The sequence below is a fragment of the Sphingorhabdus sp. M41 genome (assembly GCF_001586275.1).
Classification (GTDB): domain Bacteria; phylum Pseudomonadota; class Alphaproteobacteria; order Sphingomonadales; family Sphingomonadaceae; genus Parasphingorhabdus.
Genome location: NZ_CP014545.1, coordinates 982539 through 1003531 on the forward strand (window position 1 = coordinate 982539; position 20993 = coordinate 1003531).

General features: G+C 57.7%; 21 protein-coding genes and 1 tRNA gene. 17 read left to right on the forward strand and 5 right to left on the reverse strand.

Annotated elements, in window-relative coordinates; all coding sequences use genetic code 11:
• Positions 1-20: 20 nt before the first annotated feature.
• Positions 21-1490, reverse strand: coding sequence for a carotenoid oxygenase family protein (locus tag AZE99_RS04745; RefSeq protein ID WP_067198497.1), 1470 nt, complete (start codon positions 1488-1490; stop codon positions 21-23).
• A gap of 58 nt (positions 1491-1548) precedes the next feature.
• On the opposite strand from AZE99_RS04745, the gene AZE99_RS04750 reads away from it, so the two are divergent.
• Together AZE99_RS04750 and AZE99_RS04755 are read left to right on the forward strand one after the other, a co-directional pair.
• A complete protein-coding gene (locus AZE99_RS04750; protein WP_067198499.1) occupies positions 1549-2022 on the forward strand; it encodes a MarR family winged helix-turn-helix transcriptional regulator in 474 nt (157 codons plus the stop codon).
• A gap of 26 nt (positions 2023-2048) precedes the next feature.
• On the forward strand, positions 2049-3353 hold the full coding sequence (locus AZE99_RS04755) for an MFS transporter (RefSeq protein ID WP_335339230.1): 1305 nt from the start codon (positions 2049-2051) through the stop codon (positions 3351-3353).
• A gap of 8 nt (positions 3354-3361) precedes the next feature.
• Here AZE99_RS04755 and AZE99_RS04760 read toward each other — a convergent pair whose 3' ends face one another.
• Genes AZE99_RS04760 through AZE99_RS04770 form a run of 3 tightly spaced genes read right to left on the reverse strand, consistent with a single transcriptional unit; the run spans position 3362 to position 7391 of the window.
• Positions 3362-4861 carry an AMP-binding protein gene (locus AZE99_RS04760; protein WP_067198501.1) on the reverse strand — a complete coding sequence of 500 codons (1500 nt, stop codon included), beginning with the start codon at positions 4859-4861 and terminating at the stop codon, positions 3362-3364.
• Complete coding sequence (locus AZE99_RS04765; protein ID WP_067198503.1) at positions 4858-6531, reverse strand: acyl-CoA dehydrogenase family protein; 1674 nt, start codon at positions 6529-6531, stop codon at positions 4858-4860. Before AZE99_RS04765 ends, AZE99_RS04760 begins: the two co-directional genes overlap by 4 nt.
• A gap of 17 nt (positions 6532-6548) precedes the next feature.
• Complete coding sequence (locus AZE99_RS04770; RefSeq protein WP_067198505.1) at positions 6549-7391, reverse strand: p-hydroxycinnamoyl CoA hydratase/lyase; 843 nt, start codon at positions 7389-7391, stop codon at positions 6549-6551.
• A 119-nt stretch (positions 7392-7510) separates the two neighbouring features.
• Between AZE99_RS04770 and AZE99_RS04775 the strand changes: the two genes are divergently transcribed.
• The 14 genes from AZE99_RS04775 to AZE99_RS04835 all read left to right on the forward strand — a co-directional run bounded on the left by AZE99_RS04775 (position 7511) and on the right by AZE99_RS04835 (position 19798).
• The gene (locus AZE99_RS04775) at positions 7511-7906 is read left to right on the forward strand and encodes a MarR family winged helix-turn-helix transcriptional regulator (protein ID WP_067198507.1); all 396 of its coding nucleotides are present in this window, start codon (positions 7511-7513) and stop codon (positions 7904-7906) included.
• A 104-nt stretch (positions 7907-8010) separates the two neighbouring features.
• A complete protein-coding gene (locus AZE99_RS04780; RefSeq protein ID WP_067198509.1) occupies positions 8011-9120 on the forward strand; it encodes an S-(hydroxymethyl)glutathione dehydrogenase/class III alcohol dehydrogenase in 1110 nt (369 codons plus the stop codon).
• The gene (gene fghA / locus AZE99_RS04785; RefSeq protein WP_067198511.1) at positions 9120-9947 is read left to right on the forward strand and encodes an S-formylglutathione hydrolase; all 828 of its coding nucleotides are present in this window, start codon (positions 9120-9122) and stop codon (positions 9945-9947) included. Before AZE99_RS04780 ends, fghA begins: the two co-directional genes overlap by 1 nt.
• A complete protein-coding gene (locus tag AZE99_RS04790; protein WP_067198512.1) occupies positions 9947-10372 on the forward strand; it encodes an NAD(P)H-dependent oxidoreductase subunit E in 426 nt (141 codons plus the stop codon). The genes fghA and AZE99_RS04790 overlap by 1 nt, the downstream gene beginning before the upstream one ends.
• 2 nt (positions 10373-10374) lie before the next feature.
• Entirely contained in the window at positions 10375-11919 is a 1545-nt protein-coding gene (locus AZE99_RS04795; protein ID WP_067198514.1) for an NADH-ubiquinone oxidoreductase-F iron-sulfur binding region domain-containing protein, read from the forward strand.
• Complete coding sequence (fdhF, locus tag AZE99_RS04800) at positions 11916-14777, forward strand: formate dehydrogenase subunit alpha (protein WP_067198516.1); 2862 nt, start codon at positions 11916-11918, stop codon at positions 14775-14777. Before AZE99_RS04795 ends, fdhF begins: the two co-directional genes overlap by 4 nt.
• Positions 14774-15031 (forward strand): formate dehydrogenase subunit delta, encoded by a 258-nt coding sequence (locus tag AZE99_RS04805; protein ID WP_067198517.1) that lies wholly within the window; start codon positions 14774-14776, stop codon positions 15029-15031. The genes fdhF and AZE99_RS04805 overlap by 4 nt, the downstream gene beginning before the upstream one ends.
• Positions 15032-15808 (forward strand): formate dehydrogenase accessory sulfurtransferase FdhD, encoded by a 777-nt coding sequence (fdhD, locus tag AZE99_RS04810; RefSeq protein ID WP_067198519.1) that lies wholly within the window; start codon positions 15032-15034, stop codon positions 15806-15808.
• 185 nt (positions 15809-15993) lie between these two features.
• Positions 15994-16167, forward strand: coding sequence for a YdcH family protein (locus AZE99_RS15920; protein WP_197460251.1), 174 nt, complete (start codon positions 15994-15996; stop codon positions 16165-16167).
• 117 nt (positions 16168-16284) lie between these two features.
• Positions 16285-16569, forward strand: coding sequence for a TFIIB-type zinc ribbon-containing protein (locus tag AZE99_RS04815; RefSeq protein WP_197460252.1), 285 nt, complete (start codon positions 16285-16287; stop codon positions 16567-16569).
• 79 nt (positions 16570-16648) lie between these two features.
• A complete protein-coding gene (locus AZE99_RS04820) occupies positions 16649-17680 on the forward strand; it encodes a calcium/sodium antiporter (protein WP_067198521.1) in 1032 nt (343 codons plus the stop codon).
• 67 nt (positions 17681-17747) lie between these two features.
• Positions 17748-18014, forward strand: coding sequence for a hypothetical protein (locus AZE99_RS04825; protein WP_067198522.1), 267 nt, complete (start codon positions 17748-17750; stop codon positions 18012-18014).
• A 96-nt stretch (positions 18015-18110) separates the two neighbouring features.
• Complete coding sequence (locus tag AZE99_RS04830; RefSeq protein ID WP_082788241.1) at positions 18111-19271, forward strand: M24 family metallopeptidase; 1161 nt, start codon at positions 18111-18113, stop codon at positions 19269-19271.
• An 80-nt stretch (positions 19272-19351) separates the two neighbouring features.
• Complete coding sequence (locus AZE99_RS04835; RefSeq protein ID WP_067198526.1) at positions 19352-19798, forward strand: hypothetical protein; 447 nt, start codon at positions 19352-19354, stop codon at positions 19796-19798.
• A gap of 557 nt (positions 19799-20355) precedes the next feature.
• Here the strand turns inward: AZE99_RS04835 and AZE99_RS04840 are convergent.
• Positions 20356-20432 (reverse strand) — tRNA-Pro (locus AZE99_RS04840).
• Positions 20433-20633: 201 nt separating this feature from the next.
• Here AZE99_RS04840 and yajC point away from each other — a divergent pair.
• Entirely contained in the window at positions 20634-20966 is a 333-nt protein-coding gene (gene yajC, locus AZE99_RS04845; RefSeq protein ID WP_067198527.1) for a preprotein translocase subunit YajC, read from the forward strand.
• Positions 20967-20993: the final 27 nt, after the last annotated feature.

Here is a 20993-nt window from a genome sequence, read left to right on the forward strand (position 1 = left end):
CGCGCATTGGCTGGGGTCGATTAAGCCGCGAGCCCGATGTCTTCGGCATTGGCCCAGTTGCCATGCAGTCCGAAGCGCATGCGGATCGGGAGCTTGATGGTCGCGATCGGGCCCTTGTCCACTTGCTGCGCATCAAAGAGCAGCAAGTCGCTGCGCTGTTCTTCCAGCCGGTTACAGATCATGACGATCCAGCCGTCGCCTTCGGGCGCGCTTTTGCTGCGCGGAATGAAACAGGGTTCCTGCAAGGATGACACCGGCCCGCACCACCAATGCTGTTCGGCGCCGGTTTCCAGATCCTTGTGGAAAAGACAGTTCATCAGCAATCCACCGGCACTGCCACCTTTCAGCTCCACCGGACGCTTCATGTCCATTTCCAGCATCCAGCCGTGGCGATGTTTCAGTCCGGCAACGCGATCATCGATGCGCGGAAATTCGCCAGCCGTGTCGGTTAGCCGGGTGATGCTGTCAAATTCATCTCCGTTGGACGCCATATCAACCGTCCAGCGGGTGAGATAGCTCATCGCTTCCATGCCGTTAAACGGTTCGCCATGCACATCGGGGAAGAAGGGGAACATATTGTTCTTGGCTTCGGGCGTGTCGAAATGGATTTTCGTGCCTTCCTGATAGGCATTGAGGACATGGCTGGCGAAGCAATTGTCACGCTTGAACCAGCGGATATCGTCTGCTGTTGCGCCTTCGCGGCGCGGCAACACGCCGAGATAGACCGGCATCGTCGTGTCAAAGCCGAAATGCGGCAGGCCTTTTTCAAGCCTGTCCCAGCTGCCGATCGACGGCACGATATGAAACAGCGCATAATCTTCGGTGATCGCGAAGTCGTGCATCATGCAGTAATAAGGCGCCTTGAACCAGATTTCCCGAATCAGTTCGCCTTCCGGCGTCACTTCGTAAAAGGTGCAATCATCGGTGCACAGTCCGGAAGCCGCATAACCAAAGGCGATCATATTGCCGGTGGCCGGATCGATTTTCGGGTGCGCGGTAAAGGTCTGGCCGGTCATCTTGTCATTGAACCAGGTATAGCCATCGGTTTCCATCGTGGCCGGGTCCATGACAAGGGCAGGGGAATCTTCCTTCAGTGCATAAAGCTTTCCGCCGTGAATCCAGGCATTGGTGTTGGCGGTGCCACGAATTTCGCCTTTCACCTCTTCGTCATCGGTGAGCGGATTGCGGTAGGCTCCGAACATCGCCTTTCCGGCCTCATTCTCGATCTTCCATTTGTCCGTTTTCGCCCAGCGCTGACGAAAATCGCACTGACCGTCGTGGATATGGAAACGCGTGATCATTCCGTCGCCATTGAAGGAAATATCATCATCGAGTCGCGGCGGAAATTGGGGGTCTGGCTGAACCCGGAAAAAAGCGCCATTGAGTTCGGGGGGGATAACGCCTTCATGAACCAAATCGACTATGTCGGCCTCAATTCTTGACGGACTGTTGAATCCTGTGAAGTTTAGCGTGTCAGGGAAATTGGCCATCAGTGATTCTCTCGACAATTATTGTATGTTAGACTAACTATCTACAAAAGGGGCAGATATGACAAGACCGAAAGAAATATTGGTGCCAACCACGCCGCATGTCGAAGGCGATGAAGATATTGGTGAAATCAAAAATATTGTCGGCTTCCACATTCGCTTGGCGCACGGCGCTGTCTATCGTCACTTTACCGAAACATTTTCCGATCTCGACCTGACCCAGAAACAGGTTTCGGTGCTCTGGCTGGTGGATGATCATCCCGATATTGCCCAGACTGGCCTGGCGAAACGGATGCGGATGGACCGGGCAACCACGATGGCGATCATCAACCGTTTGCAGAAGCGCGGATATCTGGTTCGCGGCAAATCGAAAACCGATGGTCGCAAGCAAACATTGAATTTGACCGACGAAGGCAGGACGGCTCTGGCTTCCGCGAAAGTGGCGATCCAGGAACATGAAAACTGGCTGAAATCGAGGTTCAAGCAAAAGGAAGTGGATTTGCTGATCGAATTGCTCAGCAAAATTCACGAATAACGAATAATATTGGGGGGGAGAATTTTGTGACGGGCACAGATCCGATAAAGACCATGGACGAAGGTCGCATGCAGACCTGGCAGTGGCTGGCTGTTGGTATGACCATCGCGCTCAATGCACTGGACGGTTTTGATGTCCTGTCGATCAGTTTCGCATCCCCGGGCATTGCCAAGGAATGGGGCGTCGATCAGGGCACTTTGGGATGGGTGCTGTCGATGGAATTGCTGGGGATGGCAATCGGGTCTGTCTTGCTCGGCGGCGTCGCCGACAAATATGGCCGCCGCCCCACCATATTGGGCTGTCTGGTCGCGATGACCCTCGGCATGTGGTTTGCCGGTCATGCGGATAGCGTCACCGAGCTGCTGATCTGGCGGCTCATTACCGGTCTGGGTATCGGCGGGATGCTGGCCGCTATCAACGCCACGGCAGCCGAATTTTCCAACGCGCGCTGGCGCAGCGTCGCCATGTCGCTGATGGTCATTGGCTATCCGATCGGCGGCGTAACTGGCGGCCTCGTTGTGCAGCAATTGCTCGCCGATGGCAGTTGGCGCGATATATTTGCATTCGGGGCCTATGCCACCGCGGCCTGTATTCCGCTGACCTGGTTCCTGATCCCCGAAACCCCTGCTTTTCTCGACCGCAAACGGCCTCCGGGCGCGCTTGAAAAGATCAACAAGACCTTCCGCCGCTTTGGTCATGCAGCTGTCAGCGGGTTTTCCCCGGAAACCGAGGAAACGGCAAAGCAGTCGGTCGCGGATATTTTCAAACCGGCAATGCTCGCGACTACGGTCTTGATAACCTTTGCCTATTTTGCGCATATCACCAGCTTTTATTTCATCATCAAATGGATCCCGCAAATCGTTGTCGACATGGGATATGAACCGCGCGCCGCTGCCGGTATCCTGACCTGGGCCAATGTTGGCGGAGCCGTTGGCGGAGCCGCATTCGGGTTTATCGCGATGCGGGTCGGATTGAAGCTGCTCACCATGATCACGCTGGTGGGTACTTCGATCCTTATCGTCTGGTTCGGGCAGGGAGCGGATGATTTGACCAGATTGGCTATCACCGTTGCCGTCGTCGGGTTCTTCACCAATTCCGCCATTGTCGGATTATACACGCTCTTCGCAAAGGTGTTTCCGACCCATGTCCGGGCAACCGGGACCGGTTTCGCAATCGGTGTCGGCCGTGGCGGCGCCGCGCTGGCGCCGGTATTGGCGGGCTATCTGTTCCTGGCCGGCTATGGATTGCAGACCGTTGCCATATTCATGGGAATGGGCTCGCTGCTCGGGGCGGTGGCGCTGTTGCTCCTCAAGGTGAGGGAAACCGACTAGCTCCCAACCTAGCTCGACTTTAATTCCTCGATCGCCTGCGCCTTGAGCAGATGCTTCTGGACCTTGCCCGAAGCCGTGCGCGGAATTGCGTCGGTTACCACGGCCGTTTTGGGCACCTTGAATTTGGCGAGCTTGGTCAGGCAGTGCTCGATCACCTGGTCGCCGGTGACAGATTGTCCCGGTACCGGGATAATATAGACCCGTCCGACTTCGCCCCAGCGCTCATCCGGTACGCCAACGACCGCGCATTCGCCAACTTCGGTCATTTCGGCAATCGCCGCTTCTACTTCCGCCGGATAGACATTTTCACCGCCGGAAATATACATGTCCTTCTTCCGATCGACGATATAATAGAATCCATCCTCGTCGCAGGTGGCGGCATCGCCGGTCACGAACCAGCCGTCGGGGAAGGCTTTTGCGGTCAACTCCGGCTGATGCCAATATCCGCTCGCGATGCTCGGGCCGCGCAGCCATAATTCTCCGCGCTCTCCGGTTGGCACTTCTTGGCCGTCATCCCCGACAATTTTTGCCTCGATCATCATCAGGGGAAGGCCACAGCTGCCGGCCTTGCTGAGCAGCATGTCCAGATCATGCGGTGGCATGGCGAAATTGGATCCGGTTTCCGACATGCCGAAACCTTCCGATATCCGGACGCCAGCACTGACAAAACGCTCGCTTTGCGCCTTTGGATTGGGCGCGCCGCCAATCGCCCAGGCAACGATATTGTGAAGTTTCGTGGCATCAAATTCGGGCTGATTCCACAAGGTCGCCGCCATTTGCGGAACCGAGAAATAATGCGAGACTTTCCATTCGGGATCGGACAGTCGTGCAAGGGTTTTTTGCGGATCAAAGCCGTGCGAGATAAGCACGGTGCCACCGGCCTGAATCGGCGTTCTGGCTGCTGCGAAAAGCCCGGCGGTATGAAAGAGCGGCATATCGCAAAGGAAGACGCTGCGGCTCGAAACATCATTGCCGTAGATCAGGTTGGAGCAGCCCCAGAAACTGTTGCATTCCGACAGCATGACACCTTTGGGCCGTCCGCTTGTTCCGGATGTATAGAGCAAGGTGGAGACAGATTCGAACGGGCGACGGGCGCTTGCTGGCGGTTTTGCGCCTTGGTTACCCAGTTCCAGCATCTCCTCGATCAGGATAGGCCTTGCGCCGGTTGGCGGTACCATGTCCGGATCATGAAAGACGATTTTTGGTTCTGCATCGGCGGACAGGGCTTCGATTTCCGCGTGGGCCAGCCGCCAGTTGAACGGCACGAAAATCGTTCCGGCACGCGCACAGGCCAGTTGCAGTACCAGCATCTCCGCACAGTTTTTGGCAAGGGTGGCAACGCGCGTTTCGCTCTGTTCGCCAAATTGGTCGACGATCCAGCTGCCCAGCCGGTCAATAACGACATTGAGCTCGGCATAGGTCCACTGGCGGCCGCTCTCGATATCGACAATCGCGAGCGATTCGGGTCGAGAATGCGCATAGGTGCGAACCGGATCAAATAACGTCATATTAGGTCTCCAAAACGTGAAATTGATGATGCGCCGCAAAGCGCTGAATGCGATTGATAGAGCAGGCCATGGTCCATTTCCTGCAAGGCTGATTGTCCGGCCGCCGCGAGATGGCTCGCAATCGGGTCGATAGTTTTTTGACTCTCCAGCCGCGCTCCAATCCAGCCGCAGGCCACATCCGATGCCAGTGCCAGAAAGGCTGTTGCTCCGGCTTCCTGATCGCGCCGTGTCACGCCCGGCGCGCTGAGTGCCAAGGCCACTTCCTCCAACCTGTCCAAAGCCGTTTCCAGCCGGTCGCAGCCGACGGCGTCTTTTCGGGCCGTGGCAATGAAGGCTCGGAAAGCCGCGCCATTTCCCCCGAGCAGGCGGCGGAACAGAAGATCCTGCGCCTGCATGCCCGTTGTCCCCTCGAACAGCGTCAGCACTCTGGCATCACGCAGACATTGTTCCACCGGCCATTCCTTCGTGTAACCGGCGCCGCCGAGGATCTGAATGGCGTCGCTGGCGCAGCTGAAAGCCACTTCTCCGCCCAGTGTCTTGACGATCGGCAGCAGCCATGATGCGAGCGCAGCATGATGATCGCGTGCAACTTGGTCAGGGGATTTTTCCGTCAGATCGAGGGCATTGGCGGTCGCGTGGATCAGCCCTCTCAATGTTTCGATCCGGCCTGCCATTTGCAGCAGCAATCGCTGGATATCGGCATGGTCTTCGATGACGACAGCGATGGTGCCGCTGCCACCTTGCCGCCGTTCGGCCGCATATTGGCGGGCAACGGCATAGGCTCTGGCAGCAATACCGGCCCCTTGGACGGCCGTCGCCAGTCGCATCTGGGCGATCATCACGAACAGCTGCTGCAATCCCCGGCCCGGTTCGCCGAGCAGGAAACCCGTCGCTTCCTCAAAACCGAGCGCGCAGGTTGGCGACAGATGCAGGCCCAGTTTTTCCTCGACCCGGCGGACAGTGATATTGTTCCTGCTGTCGCCAAAACGATCCGGAACCAGAAACAGGCTGATCGCATCGGGATTGCCGTCGACTTCGGTTTTTGCCAGCAGGCAATGACCAATCCGGTCGGTGATGTCCTGATCGCCAAAGCTGATCCAGCATTTTTCTCCGGTCACCAGCCAGTTTCCGTCATCATCCTGTGTGGCGCGCGTGCGGATGCGGCGCACATCGGATCCGGCATCCGGCTCGGAAATGCAGATCGTCGTGGACCACAGGCCCTGCGTCAGCGGATCGACCCATTCCTTCTGGATCGCCGGATCGCCAAACGCCTTGATCAGTCTCAGAGCCGCTCGAATAGGAACGGGCATCATCCCGAAGGCGGGGCAAGCGCTGTCCAGCATTTCCTGCACTGCGCTGGCCAGCGACGAGGGGAGGCCCATACCGCCATCTTCCGGTCTTGCATCGAGCAGCAGCCAGCCGCCTTCGCGGAAAGCGGCCCAGGCCTGCTTGTGTCCGGCAGGCGTCTTGACGCGGCCCTGCTCGAGCCGGCTGCCGACACGGTCCCCGACATGATTGAGGGCGACCAGATGATCGTCGGCAAAGCGGCTGACCGAATGCAATATGTCCGCGACCATCGCTTGATCATGCGCAGCGTCACTGGCCGCTTCAAGCTCGGGCGCGCCATATGCAATGGCGATATGCCTTGCCAATATTTCAGGATTGCTCATGACTTGTCCGTCAAATGTCAGCCCGCTTCGGTCTTCGTCTTGTCATATTCACCAAGGCCCGGCTTGAAGCTCTTGTCATCGAGAAATTGCTTCATGCCTTCATGCCGGCCGTCGGTCTTGTCATGGAAGTTCAACGCTTCCTGCGCGCGGATCAGATAATCTTCGGCATTGTCGAAGGTCATTTCGATGACGCGCTTGACCGCATCCTTCGAAGCCTTGAGCGTATCGAGATTTTTCTTGAGCAGCTTGTTCGCAACTTCGGTAACCCGCGCTTCCAACTGGTCAAGCGGCATGGATTCGTTGACCAGCCCGGCTTCCGCCGCTTCCTGCCCACTCAGATTCTCGCCCATCAACGTATGATACATGGCCTTGCGCAGGGGCATCAGATTGGTAGCCACCTTGGTCGCGCCGCCGCCCGGCAAAATGCCCCAGTTGATTTCGGACAGGCCAAATTGCGCTTCATCCGCACAAAAGGCGAGGTCGCACGCATATAAAGGTCCGTAACCGCCGCCGAAGCACCAGCCATTGACCATGGCAATCGTGGTTTTCTGATACCAGCGCAAACGCTCCCACCATGTATAGGCCTCGCGCTGGCTCTGCCGGATACCGGGAAGGCCTTTTTCCTCGGTTTCGCGGAAATATTCTTTCAGATCCATGCCCGCCGACCAGCTGCTGCCTTCTCCGGTCAGGACGAGGACACCGACATCATCATTGAATTCCAGCTCATCCAGCACCCGCAGCATCTGCCGGTTCAGCTTGGGGCTCATGCAGTTGCGCTTTTCCGGGCGGTTGAATTTCACCCAGGCAATGCCATCCCTGATTTCATAAGCCACGGTATCTTCTTCTTTGCGGTCGGACATGACGACTCCCTGTTGCTGTTTAATTGCTATGATGCATAGCGTTTCACATTGCTATTGCCAATAGCATTTCTTATAGTCGCAAAATGCTGGACCCACTTTCATCATTGCCGGGATATGTCTTGAGCCGAGCTGCCGCTGCTTCTCTTGGCGAATTGAACCGGGGGCTCGCGAAAATAGGCTTGCGACACAGCGATGTCTCGCTGCTGATATTGGTCCAGGCCAATCCCCGGATCACGCAAAGCGATGCCGGCAAATTGCTCGACATACAGCGCGCCAATATGGTGCCGCTGGTCTCCAGGCTGCTGGAGCTTTCCCTGATATCGAAGGAACCTGTCGACGGTCGTTCGCAGGGTCTGCTGCTCACCAGCAAAGGGAAAAAAATATTGAAAGAGGCGCAGGCCGTCGTCGATCATCACGAGGTTAAATTGCTGCTATCGATTCCCGAACGTTTACGGCCTCATCTATTGCCGATATTACACGCACTCTGGGATTCCGGCAGGTCCAAAACCGGCTAAGCCTGTTTTTGGTGGTTGCTTGCAACTAAGCTGTTTATCTTACGGATTATCGTATGTATAACATACAAATATGATCGACTGGTCAGAAGAAGGAAATTAGCAATATGAAGACCCGCGCAGCCGTAGCATTTGAAGCCAAAAAGCCACTCGAGATCGTCGAGCTTGATCTGGAGGGGCCGAAGGCAGGCGAAGTGCTGGTTGAGATCATGGCAACCGGCATTTGTCACACCGACGCCTACACGCTCGATGGTCTCGATAGCGAAGGCAAGTTCCCGAGCGTCCTCGGCCATGAAGGTGCCGGTATCGTCCGCGAAGTGGGTGCCGGTGTGACCTCGGTGGCGCCCGACGATCATGTGATTCCGCTTTACACGCCGGAATGCCGCCAGTGCAAAAGCTGCCTGTCCGGCAAGACCAACCTGTGCACCGCGATCCGCGCGACCCAGGGGCAGGGGCTGATGCCAGACGGCACCAGCCGCATGTCCTACAAAGGCGAAGCAATTTATCATTATATGGGCTGCTCGACCTTCTCCAATTTCATCGTCCTGCCGGAAATTGCGGTTGCGAAAATCCGCACCGACGCGCCCTTCAATACCAGCTGCTACATCGGCTGCGGCGTCACCACCGGTGTCGGCGCAGTGGTCAACACGGCAAAGGTGGAGCCCGGCGCCAATGTCATCGTCTTCGGACTCGGCGGCATTGGTCTGAACGTGCTGCAGGGCGCGCGGATGGTTGGTGCTGACAAGATTATCGGCGTCGACATCAACGACGACCGCGAAGAATGGGGCAAGAAATTTGGCATGACCCACTTCGTCAACCCGACCAAGATCAAGGGCGATATTGTCGAGCATCTGGTGGCGCTGACCGACGGCGGCGCGGACTATACGTTTGATTGCACCGGCAATACCGATGTCATGCGTCAGGCGCTGGAAGCCTGCCATCGCGGCTGGGGTGAAAGCATCATCATCGGTGTGGCCGAAGCCGGCAAGGAAATCTCGACGCGACCATTTCAGCTGGTTACCGGACGGGTCTGGAAGGGCACGGCCTTCGGCGGTGCCCGCGGCCGGACCGATGTGCCGAAAATTGTCGACTGGTATGTGAATGGCAAGATCGAGATTGATCCGATGATCACCCACACGCTGTCGCTGGAAGAGATTAACAAAGGCTTTGACCTGATGCACGCCGGCGAAAGCATCCGCAGCGTCGTGGTCTTCTGATGGACACCGTTTCCGCCAACAGAAGTTTTGCCGGAACGCAGGGGGTCTATTCCCATGCGTCCGTCGAAACGGGCACCGAGATGACCTTCGCGGTCTATGTTCCCGATCATGAGCAAGGCGCAAAGTTGCCGGTGGTCTGGTATCTGTCCGGCCTGACCTGCACCCATGCCAATGTCATGGAAAAGGGCGAATATCGGAGAGCCGCCAGCGAACTGGGCCTGATCATCGTCGCACCCGATACGTCGCCGCGCGGCGAAGGCGTGCCCGATGTCGATTCCTATGACATGGGGCAGGGCGCCGGCTTTTATGTCGACGCCACCGAAGAGCCATGGGCCAAGCATTTTCGCATGCGCAGCTATATCGAGAAGGAACTGCCCGCCTTGATCGCCAGGGAATTTCCGGTCGATATGAGCAGGCAGGCGATATTCGGGCACAGCATGGGCGGCCATGGCGCGCTGACCATCGCGCTGCGCAATCCCGACCGCTATAAAAGTGTTTCCGCTTTCTCACCGATCGTCTCGCCGCTCAACTGCCCCTGGGGTGAAAAGGCGCTGGGCGGCTATATCGGCAGCGATCGGACGGCGTGGCAGGAATATGACGCCTGCGCGCTGATCGAGGATGGGGCGCGCGTCGCCGACATATTGGTCGATCAGGGAACCGCCGACAATTTCCTCGAGGAACAGCTGAAACCGGAATTGCTGGCGGATGCCTGCGACAAGGCCGGAATAAAGCTCAGCCTGAATATGCGCGAAGGCTATGATCACAGCTATTATTTCATCTCCACATATATGGCCGACCATTTGCGCTGGCATGCCGAACGGCTGTGATGGACAAAACGGCACGCCTTGATGAAATTGTCGCGGCCCATGCCGGACGCGATGGGCCGTTGCTGCCGATATTGAATGACATTCAGGCAGAATTTGGCTGCGTTGATGAAGCCGCAAAACGGCATCTCGCTGCCGCGCTGAATTTGAGCCGGGCAGAAGTCCACGGCGTCGTCAGCTTCTATCATGACTTTAAATCTGTGCCTTCGAAACTGCCGGTTCTGAAACTATGCCGCGCCGAAGCCTGTCAGGCGCGCGGCGGCGAAGCTTTGGCTGCAGATATTGCCGCTGCAGCGAAAGAAAAATGCGAAATCGAGGCCGTTTACTGTCTTGGCCTGTGCAGCGTTGGCCCCAATGCGATGATCGGACAGGATGTGCACGCAAGACTCGATGTCCAAAAACTCACGCGCCTGATTGAAAGCCTGTGACTTTGCGCATTGCCATATCCGACGATGCGCTGGCACTGGCCTGTGGCGCTGATGCGGTGGCTGAAGCGATTGCGAAGGCCGCGCCCGATGCAGAGATTATGCGCGTTTCGAGCTGGGGCATGTCCTGGCTAGAGCCGCTGGTTGAAGTCGACGGTATTGGCTATGGACCGGCGACAGTGAGCGATGTTGCAGCGATATTGGACGGATCATCCAGTCTCAATATCGGCAAGATTGCGGACTATCCCTTCATCGCCAGACAGCAGCGCCTGACCTTCGCGCGGGCCGGCATAACGCAGCCGCTTGATCTGGAAGATTATCAGGCGACAGGCGGCTGGCTCGGTCTGGCACAAGCGCGCGAAATTGGTCCGGATGCCATCATCGAAACCGTCACCGGGTCCGGCCTTCGCGGTCGCGGCGGTGCTGGCTTCCCGGCCGGGATCAAGTGGAAGACCGTCGCCGGCGCTGATGGGCCTCAAAAATATATCGTCTGCAATGCGGACGAAGGCGACAGCGGAACGTTTGCCGACCGGATGCTGATGGAAGGCGATCCCTATTGCCTGATCGAAGGCATGGCGATTGCCGGCCTCGCCGTCGGCGCCGACAAGGGCTTTATCTATGCCCGCAGCGAATATCCGCATGCGATTGCCAAGCTGAACGCCGCGATTCTGGTCAGCGCGCATATCGTCGCGCCCTTTGAGATCGAGGTCCGGGTGGGCGCGGGCGCCTATGTCTGCGGCGAGGAAACATCCTTGCTCGAGAGTCTCGAGGGCAAGCGTGGCGAGGTGAGGGCAAAGCCGCCACTACCGGCTCTGGAAGGGCTGTTCGGCATGCCGACGGTCGTCAACAATGTTCTGACCCTCGCGGCCGTGCCCTATATACTGGCCAATGGTGCCAAGGCCTATGCCGATTACGGCATGGGCCGTTCGCGCGGCACCATGCCGATCCAGCTGGCGGGGAACATCAAACATGGCGGCCTGTTCGAGACCGCCTTCGGGATTACGCTCGGCGAACTGGTCAATGACATTGGCTGCGGCACCGAAAGCGGCCGGCCGGTCAAAGCCGTGCAGGTGGGCGGTCCGCTCGGCGCCTATCACCCGGCCAGCGATTTTCATCTGCCCTTTGACTATGAAGCCTTCACGGCAGCGGACGGACTGATTGGCCATGGCGGCATTGTCGTTTTTGACGAGAGTGTCGACATGTTGTCCCAGGCCCGTTTCGCAATGGAATTTTGCGCCGTCGAAAGCTGCGGCAAATGTACGCCCTGCCGACTGGGGTCGGTGCGCGGGATGGAAGTGCTGGACCGGATCAAGGCGGGCGGACGCGCGACGGCGGACCCGATCGAGAGCCTGCCGCAAATGCACAATGCTCCGAAACAGGGACGCAGCGTGGACGAGGAACTGTCGCTCGTTACCGATCTTTGCGAGACGATGAAATTCGGATCCCTGTGCGCGCTCGGCGGTTTCACGCCCTATCCGGTGATGAGCGCCATAAAACATTGGCCCGAGGATTTCGGAAAAGCCGCAGATATGGTAAAGGACAAGTCATGACCTATCAGCCGCAAAAGGATTTTGGCACACCCGCCTCTAAGGCCAGCGATATGGTAACGCTATCAATCGATGGCCGCGACGTCAGCGTTCCCGCCGGCACCAGCGTGATGCGCGCGGCAGCGGAAATCGACAATAATATCCCCAAGCTCTGCGCCACCGACAATGTCAAAAGTTTCGGCTCCTGCCGCCTCTGCCTGATCGAGATCGAAGGCCGCAGGGGCACCCCGGCAAGCTGCACCACGCCAGCCGAAGACGGCATGGTCGTCAGGACCCAGACGCCGCATCTGCAGAAATTGCGCAAGGGCGTGATGGAGCTTTATATTTCCGATCACCCGCTCGATTGTCTGACCTGCAGTGCCAATAATGATTGCGAGTTGCAGGATCAGGCCGCCAATGTCGGCCTCCGCGATGTCCGCTATGGCTATGAAGGCGCCAGCCATCTCGGCGAGGCGAAAGACACGTCCAACCCCTATTTCGACTTTGATCCATCCAAATGCATCGCCTGTTCGCGCTGCGTGCGGGCCTGCGATGAAGTGCAGGGGACATTTGCGCTGACCATGGACGGTCGAGGCTTTGCGTCAAAAATCTCGGCTGGTCTGCCCACCGACGATTTCCTGTCGAGCGAGTGCGTCTCCTGCGGTGCCTGTGTCGAAGCCTGCCCGACGGCAACGCTGCAGGAAAAGACGATGACCGAAATCGGCAAGCCCGACCGGACCGAGATCACCACCTGTGCCTATTGCGGCGTCGGTTGCACCTTCCGCGCCGAAATGCGCGGCGAACAGCTGGTCCGCATGGTGCCGTGGAAAGACGGCAAGGCCAATCGCGGCCACAGCTGCGTCAAGGGACGCTTCGCCTGGGGCTATGCCAATCATCAGGACCGGATCACCAGGCCGATGATCCGCGAAAGCATCGATCAGCCCTGGCGGGAAGTCAGCTGGGAAGAAGCTGTGGGTCATGCCGCCAGCGAGATCAAACGTATCCAGAAAAAATATGGCCGGCTCAGCGTCGGCGGGATTACTTCGTCGCGCTGCACCAACGAAGAAACATTTTTGGTGCAAAAGCTGATCCGCGCCGGTTTCGGCAATAACAATGTCGATACCTGCGCCCGCGTCTGTCACTCGCCAACCGGCTACGGGCTGAAAACCACATTCGGCACCAGCGCCGGCACCCAGGATTTCGACAGCGTCGAGCATAGCGATGTCATCCTGGTAATCGGCGCCAATCCGACCGATGCCCACCCGGTCTTTGGCAGCCGGATGAAGCAACGCTTGCGCGGCATTGACGGCAGACCGCCGGCGCAACTGATCGTCATTGATCCACGCCGGATCGATCTGGTCAAATCCCCGCATATCGAGGCGGCGCACCATCTGCCGCTGCAGCCCGGCACCAATGTCGCCGTATTGACCGCAATGGCCCATGTCATCGTCACCGAAGGTCTGGCTGACGAGGCCTTCATTCGCGAGCGCTGCGACTGGGACGAATATGCCGAATGGGCCGCCTTTGTTTCCGATGAGCGCCACGCGCCGGAAGTGTTGGAGCCGGTAACCCGCGTGCCGTCCGAAGAACTTCGCGCCGCCGCGCGGCTGTTCGCAACCGGCGGCAATGGCGCAATCTATTACGGGCTGGGCGTGACCGAGCACAGCCAGGGCAGTTCCACCGTGATGGCGATCGCCAATCTGGCGATGGCGACCGGCAATATCGGCCGGCCCGGCGTCGGCGTAAATCCCTTGCGCGGCCAAAATAATGTCCAGGGCGCCTGCGACATGGGCAGCTTCCCGCACGAATTATCCGGCTATCGCCATGTTTCTGATGCGGCCACCCGCGCCTTGTTCGAAGCCGATTGGGGCGTGCCGATCGATTCAGAACCCGGTCTGCGCATTCCCAATATGCTCGATGCCGCCGTCGATGGCGAATTCAAGGCGCTATATGTCCAGGGCGAGGATATCTTGCAATCCGATCCCAATACCAAACATGTCTCCGCTGGTCTGGCGGCGATGGAATGCGTGATCGTCCACGACCTGTTCCTCAACGAAACCGCGAATTACGCGCATGTCTTCCTGCCCGGCTCGACCTTTCTCGAGAAAAACGGCACGTTCACCAATGCCGAGCGCCGGATCCAGCTGGTCAACAAGGTGATGACGCCGGTCAATGGCATGGAGGACTGGGAAGTCACCCAGGCTCTGGCCAATGCGATGGGGCTGGACTGGAACTATTCCCACCCGTCCGAGATCATGGACGAGATCGCGCGCCTGACCCCGACTTTTGCCGGTGTGAATTTCGATCGTCTGAAAGCAGAAGGCTCGCTGCAATGGCCGGTCAATGAAGCCGCGCCCGACGGCTCGCCGATCATGCATGTCGACGGCTTTGTCCGCGGCAAGGGGCAATTTGTGGTTACGGACTATGTGCCGACCGACGAGAAGACCGGTCCGCGCTTTCCGCTGCTGCTGACGACGGGCCGGATATTGTCGCACTATAATGTCGGCGCGCAGACAAGGCGCACCGCCAATGACGCCTGGCATCCGGAAGACCTGCTGGAAATGCACCCGACCGACGCGGAAAATCGCGGGCTGAAAAGCGGCGACTGGACCAGATTGTCGAGCCGCTCCGGAGAGACCACCTTGCGCCTGGCCGTGACCGAGCGGGTCGCCCCGGGCGTCGTCTATACAACCTTCCACCACCCCGCGACCCAGGCCAATGTCGTGACCACCGACTATAGCGACTGGGCGACAAACTGCCCGGAATATAAAGTCACCGCCGTGCAGGTAGGCGCTTCCAACGGGCCGACCGACTGGCAGGAAGATTATGAAGAGCTGTCGGAACAGTCGCGGCGCATAGAAACAGTCGTGGCAGCGGAATGAACACACTCGATCATCTGGTCTATATGGCCAACCAGATTGCCCGCAATTTCGGCACATTGGACCGCGATGCCGCTGCTGAAGCGACAGCCGAGCATATCCTGCTCTTTTGGGCCCCGCGGATGAAGAACCGGATCATTGCCCATGTTGCCGAAGGGGCAGCAAATGACCTGTCCGAAGTCGCCGCTCTTGCTGTCGGCATGGTGACCAAGAAGGCGCAGCCGGTTGCCGCTGATCCCGTCGCCACCGGGGCCTAGATGGACAGCTATCAGGCCACGGTCATTCGCCCCGGCAATGCCGCCCCGGAAAAAGAGTCCCGACAGGTCGCCATCGAAGCACCGGTCTCGATCGAGTTTAACGGTATCGGCTATGCTGTAATGATGGCGACGCCCTCAGATCTGGAAGATTTTGCCACCGGATTTGCCATATCCGAAAGGCTGGTCGAGCGGGCCGATCAACTGGGCGTGATCGACGTGCATCGCCATGAAAACGGCTGGATCATCCGGGCCAATGTCGCGTCGGAAAAGGCCGATACGATCTTCGAACGGGCGCGCACCCGCGTTGCCGAAAGCAGCTGCGGGCTCTGCGGTCTGGAAAATCTGGAACTGGTCGCCCAGCCGCTGCCAAAGGTCAGCGCGCACCAACCGGTCCACAAAGACCATATCTTTGCCGCGCTAGCCGCCTTGCATGACCATCAGCCCCTGAACAAGGCCACCGGCGGAGTCCATGCGGCGGCATGGGTCGACGAGACGGGCGCCATTGCCAGCGTCCGCGAAGATGTCGGTCGCCACAACGCGCTCGACAAGCTGATCGGTGCAATGGCCAGGGAAAACAGACCGCTAGCAACCGGTTTCGTCCTGACAACATCCCGCTGCAGCTACGAGATTGTCGAGAAATCGGTGATCGCAGGAGCCACAACGTTGGTCACGATCTCGGTACCCACCAGCATCGCAATCGAACGCGCGCGATCCTGCGGCCTGACGCTGATATCGCTGGCCCGCGATGACAGTTATCTCGACTATAGTGGTGGCTGAGGTTTAACTGGCATTGGCTTGGAATTGCGTCATCACACGGCAATCCTAGGGGTCATTGCACCCGTCACTTCATTATCAATCAACATTTTTAGATAGATATTATCTATCAAAAATTCCATAGTCATTCGATTTGATCAATGTCTCTAGCCAGTGCATATCGGCTTGGCAACAAAAGGAGGCAAGCGATGAAAAATTACCTGAATGAACTCGTCAGACGCCATCGAAGGCTGAACCGCCAGATCGACAACCGCAAAGCGGCCGGTTGGCAAGTTGACATGAAGCAACTCAAACGCCTGCGGTTGCGGATCAAGGATGAAATCCAGGTCATTCGCAAGCGTCTGCGACAATCACCCTCATAAAGCCGACAAAATTGAACCGGACGGCGCGCACCTCCCCCGAGCCATATGCGCCGTCCAAATCGCCTTGAAATGGCCCGATATCCAGGCCAGCTGGCTTTAATCAAAGGAATGAATGCAATGCATATCGCACCAACTATGAACTGCCCGCTTTGCTCGGTTGCATTGGTCATCAGTGAACGCCAGAGCATCGAGATTGATTATTGCCCGCAGTGCCGCGGCGTTTGGCTTGATCGCGGCGAACTCGACAAGTTGATTGAACGCTCCGCCCCGCCGGTACCGCAATTCGAGGAGCGACGGCCTGCTGGCAAGGACTATGGCGACAATCGAGGCCATGTTGATGACCATGATCGCGGATATAAAAAGAAACGCCGGAAATCCTTCCTGGAGGAGCTGTTCGACTAGGGACTATATTGTCTTCCCCGGTTTCTCGAGAGAATGAGATGACGACGATGTTTCGCGTTCGTACTTCCAGGAAAAATATATGATTGAATCTATAATCTATCTGACGCTGGGCCTGGTGGCGCTGCTGGTGGGCGGCGAGGTGCTTGTGCGCGGCGCTGTCCGGTTGGCTTCGCGCGCCGGAGTGACGCCGCTTATCGTCGGTCTTGTGATCGTCGGTTTCGGGACATCCATGCCGGAATTGGTCACCAGTGTCGAAGCGGCGTTGCTGGATGCTCCGGGAATCGCATGGGGCAATATCGTCGGTTCCAATATTGCCAACGGCTTGCTGATATTGGGCGTCGCCGCGCTTGCTTCACCCATCATCATCACCAATGCCAATTATTTGCGCGACCCGGTGATCATGATCGCTGCCTCATTCGGCCTGATTGCGGTTGCCATGACCGGGCTCGGTCATGGACTCGTCGGCATAGCCATGGCCGGATTGCTTGCCGCCTATATCACCTATTGCTACCGGCAGGAGAAAGTTGCTGTCCTTCAAATCGCTGCTGATCATGATCCGACATTCCACAATGCGCCGCATGACAAGGCGGCGGCGCTGGAACTGGCTGATCCCTTGCTGCCTCATCCGCTATCGCAGGGCGCCGTCAATGGCTGGCTCAAACCGATCGTCCTGACACTCGCAGGGCTTGCCATTCTCATCATCGGCGGACGGATGCTGGTGTCAGGGGCGATAGACCTGGCACGCATGGCGAATCTGTCGGAAACACTGATTGGGCTGACGATCGTCGCCGTCGGTACGTCGCTGCCGGAACTGGTGACTTCCGTGATCGCAGCTATCCGAAAACAGTCGGAAATCGCCTTTGGCAATGTGATCGGTTCAAACATCTATAATATTCTCGGGATCGGCGGTGTCACAATGATGTTTGCACCAAGCGGCGTTCCGAATGACCTGATCAGCCGCGACTTGCCGATCATGCTGGCAAGCAGCATTTTGATCATTCTTATCTTGATGAAATGGCGCAGATTTGGACGGATCAGCGGCGCATTGCTGGTTAGCGGCTACTTTTTCTATCTCGGTTTTCTGATATATGGAAGCTTGGACGTTGCATAAGCGGAAATCGACGGTGCGGTCTTCCCAGCGATTATCCCACTCGGACGGCAAGGGACAGTGACCAACAATGACTTTTGCAGATATTCTGGTCCGGCTTCTCGATTTTTCGATAATCGGTTTTGCTCTGGCATCGGGCTGGCTTTGGCTGGCCGCCAGCCGCCGCCGACTGCGGCGCGTGAGCAAGCATGAAACGCTCGATGCCGCCGATTATAACCGGATTATAACGGCGCTCAATCGCACCCAAATCCTCAATTCCCGTGCAGCGCTGGCTACGGCATTGGCCGCGTTTATGGCTGCGCTGCGCATCATTTGCTACGAGATTTTCGGGACCTGAATTGCCGTAAAGCGAGATGAAATTGACAACCAGTGCGCTGTCACCGAAATTCGCGTAATGGCTCAAAGGCGCACAGCCCCTTCTGGAGATTTGATCATGACCACAGCATCGCGACCGCCTTCAATCGGCAAAGCCGAACGCGAACAGCGGCTGGACCAGCTGCGCAAAGCGATGTCGGCAAGCGGCGTTGATGCGATCATCATCACGCCGGGCAGCAATATGCGCTATTTTTTCGCCGAGGCTTTTTATGAAAGCGAACGCTTCGTTGGCGTGCTGATCACGGCAGACAGCAATATCTTCATTTGCCCGAAATTCGAGGAATCCGCGATCCGTGCCAAATTCCCGATGGCCGCGGAAATGGCCTTCTGGGAGGAGCATGAAAGCCCCTTTGCGTTGATTGCTTCTCTATTGGCGGATCACGACTGCCAGCGATGCGCGCTTGACCCGGAATGTTCCTATGGCCTGGCCGCGCGCCTGATCGAAGCGCTGGCACAGCTCGAAAAGCCGGTGCTCCACGGCTCCGCCGCCCCGATCATCGCGCCATTGCGCGCGAGAAAATCACAGGCTGAAATCGATCTGATGATCGCAGCCATGCAGCTAACGCTCTCTGTCCATCAAACGGTGTTCGAATGGATCAAGCCGGGCATGAAGGCCAGCGCCGTGATCGCCGAAATCGACCGTCTGCACCGCGCCGGTGGCGCCGATGGCGGCAACAGCTTTTGCGCCGTCCAGTTCGGCGAAGCGACCTCCCATCCGCACGGCGTCCCGGGCGACCCGGCGCTGAAGGAGGGCGAGCTGATCCTGATCGACACCGGCTGCACCATCGACGGCTATAATAGCGACATCACCCGCACCTATGCCCTGTCGAAACTGGACAGCGAGATCGAGAGATTGTGGCGGGTCGAAAAACAGGCCCAGCAAGCCGCTTTCGACCGCGCCGCCATCGGCACAGCCTGCGAAGACGTCGACAAGGCCGCTCGCGATGTACTGATCAGCCACGGCCTCGGCCCCGACTATGACCTGCCAGGCCTTCCCCACCGCACCGGCCACGGCATCGGGCTCGACATCCATGAAGGCCCCTATCTGGTCAAGGGTGACCAGACGCCGCTGGCGGCCGGCATGTGTTTCTCCAACGAACCGATGATCGTGGTGCCCGGCGCATATGGCATCCGGCTGGAAGACCATTTCTATATGACGGCGTCGAGGGCGGAGTGGTTTACTGAGCCGCAAGCAGATCTTTACCGGCCGTTTGGGTAGAGTCGAATGGGAATGACCCGCGCTTTTTTAAGTCGCGGTAGCTGCGACCAAATTACTTAAAAATATCGGAACTCTCAACGATGCGCTATTTTCTTGATACGGAATTCAACGGCTTTTGCGGAGACCTGATCTCGATCGCCCTGGTTCCCGAAGATGACGGCCACGCGCCCTTTTACGCGGCAATCACATGCCAGGACCCTACGCCATGGGTTGCCGAGCATATCATTCCGGTACTGGATGTGGAGCCAGAGACGCGCAGCCACGTTGCTGGCCAGTACGCCGAATATCTGAACGACGATCCCGAACCTGTGCTGGTTGCAGACTGGCCGGAAGACATTGCCCACGCGGCGCGCATGCTGGTCATTGGCCCGGGCCTTATGAAACCGGTGCGCAATATTCGGTTTGATCTGGTCGATGCCGCGCTCGTAAGCTCGGGTGCGGGCAGTGCCGTTCCGCATAATGCCTATCATGATGCACTCCGGCTTCGCGCCGACGTGCTTGCCTATGAAAAACGATTGGCAACGTAGACATCGCGAGAAACCCTGTCCTACTCCCCACTTAATCGTTTATTGTATGGCCCGCTCCCGCGAAGGGCGCGGGGCAGGTTCTTTGACAATCTGGATATAATCACGGCACCGCCTGCTGTCCGGATGCTTCTACTGGACCGTTTGGAGTTGCAATCTCAAAGATTACACTAGACGCCAGACTCGCGGCACATAAAGACAGGAAATCTGCGGCTTCGGAGCAAAGGTCACAGAAAACAAAACCGAGCTTCTGTGTCTAGTTCGCCGGGAGTTGCAGCAATGGCCGGGTTCGCACGTTGGCGCAAAGCCACACAAGCTTGAAGAGAGCGCGCAATCGCTTTGCGTCTTCGAGGCTTCGCGCGAGTCAGATCGGTCTGATCGCTAAAAACGGGAACGCGATAACCGCTCATTGGCCCGAACTTTGACGAACTTTGACGAACTTTGAGATCGACAGAGCCGGTCATTTAGGGAGCTTTGCTGCGGATATCGGCAATCCCGGCATGTGCGCTCGGGCGTTTCTCGGTCGCTCGTCCATCAGGCGCTACATGAGCCTGAAAAACTGGTCGGGACGAGAGGATTCGAACCTCCGACCCCCACACCCCCAGTGTGATGCGCTACCAGGCTGCGCTACGTCCCGACCGAGGCTGCGCATATATGGAGGTCGGTGGGGCTTGGCAAGTCGTTTGCGTCATGCTTGCAACCTTTCCCCAATACGGATTTCGTTGCACCTGTGACAAGCGCGTGATAGGCGCGCGCATCATCTGGGTTGGCTGTTTGAGGGCTTGAAACACGGACCCGGGCACCACACATAAAAAATTGCAATAATCGGGACGATTTCATGACAACAATTTCTATTTTATCTTCAGCAGCTGGCGCTGGTGGCGCCGGGGGCTTTCTGATCTCGGTCATGCCACTGGTGCTGATCTTCGCGGTTTTCTATTTCCTACTCATTCGTCCTCAGCAAAAGAAGATGAAGGAACATCAGGCAAAGGTCGGTTCGGTCAAGAAGAATGACGAAGTCGTGACCGGCGGCGGACTGGTGGGCAAAGCGGTCAAGGTTGACGACGAATATGTAGAAATCGAGATTGCCAACGGTGTCCGCGTCAAAGCGGTCAAGGCAACCCTGACCGATGTCATGCCGCGCGGCGGAGCCAAACCAGCGAACGACTGAACGCGGTGATATAGAAAGTTAGTTTCA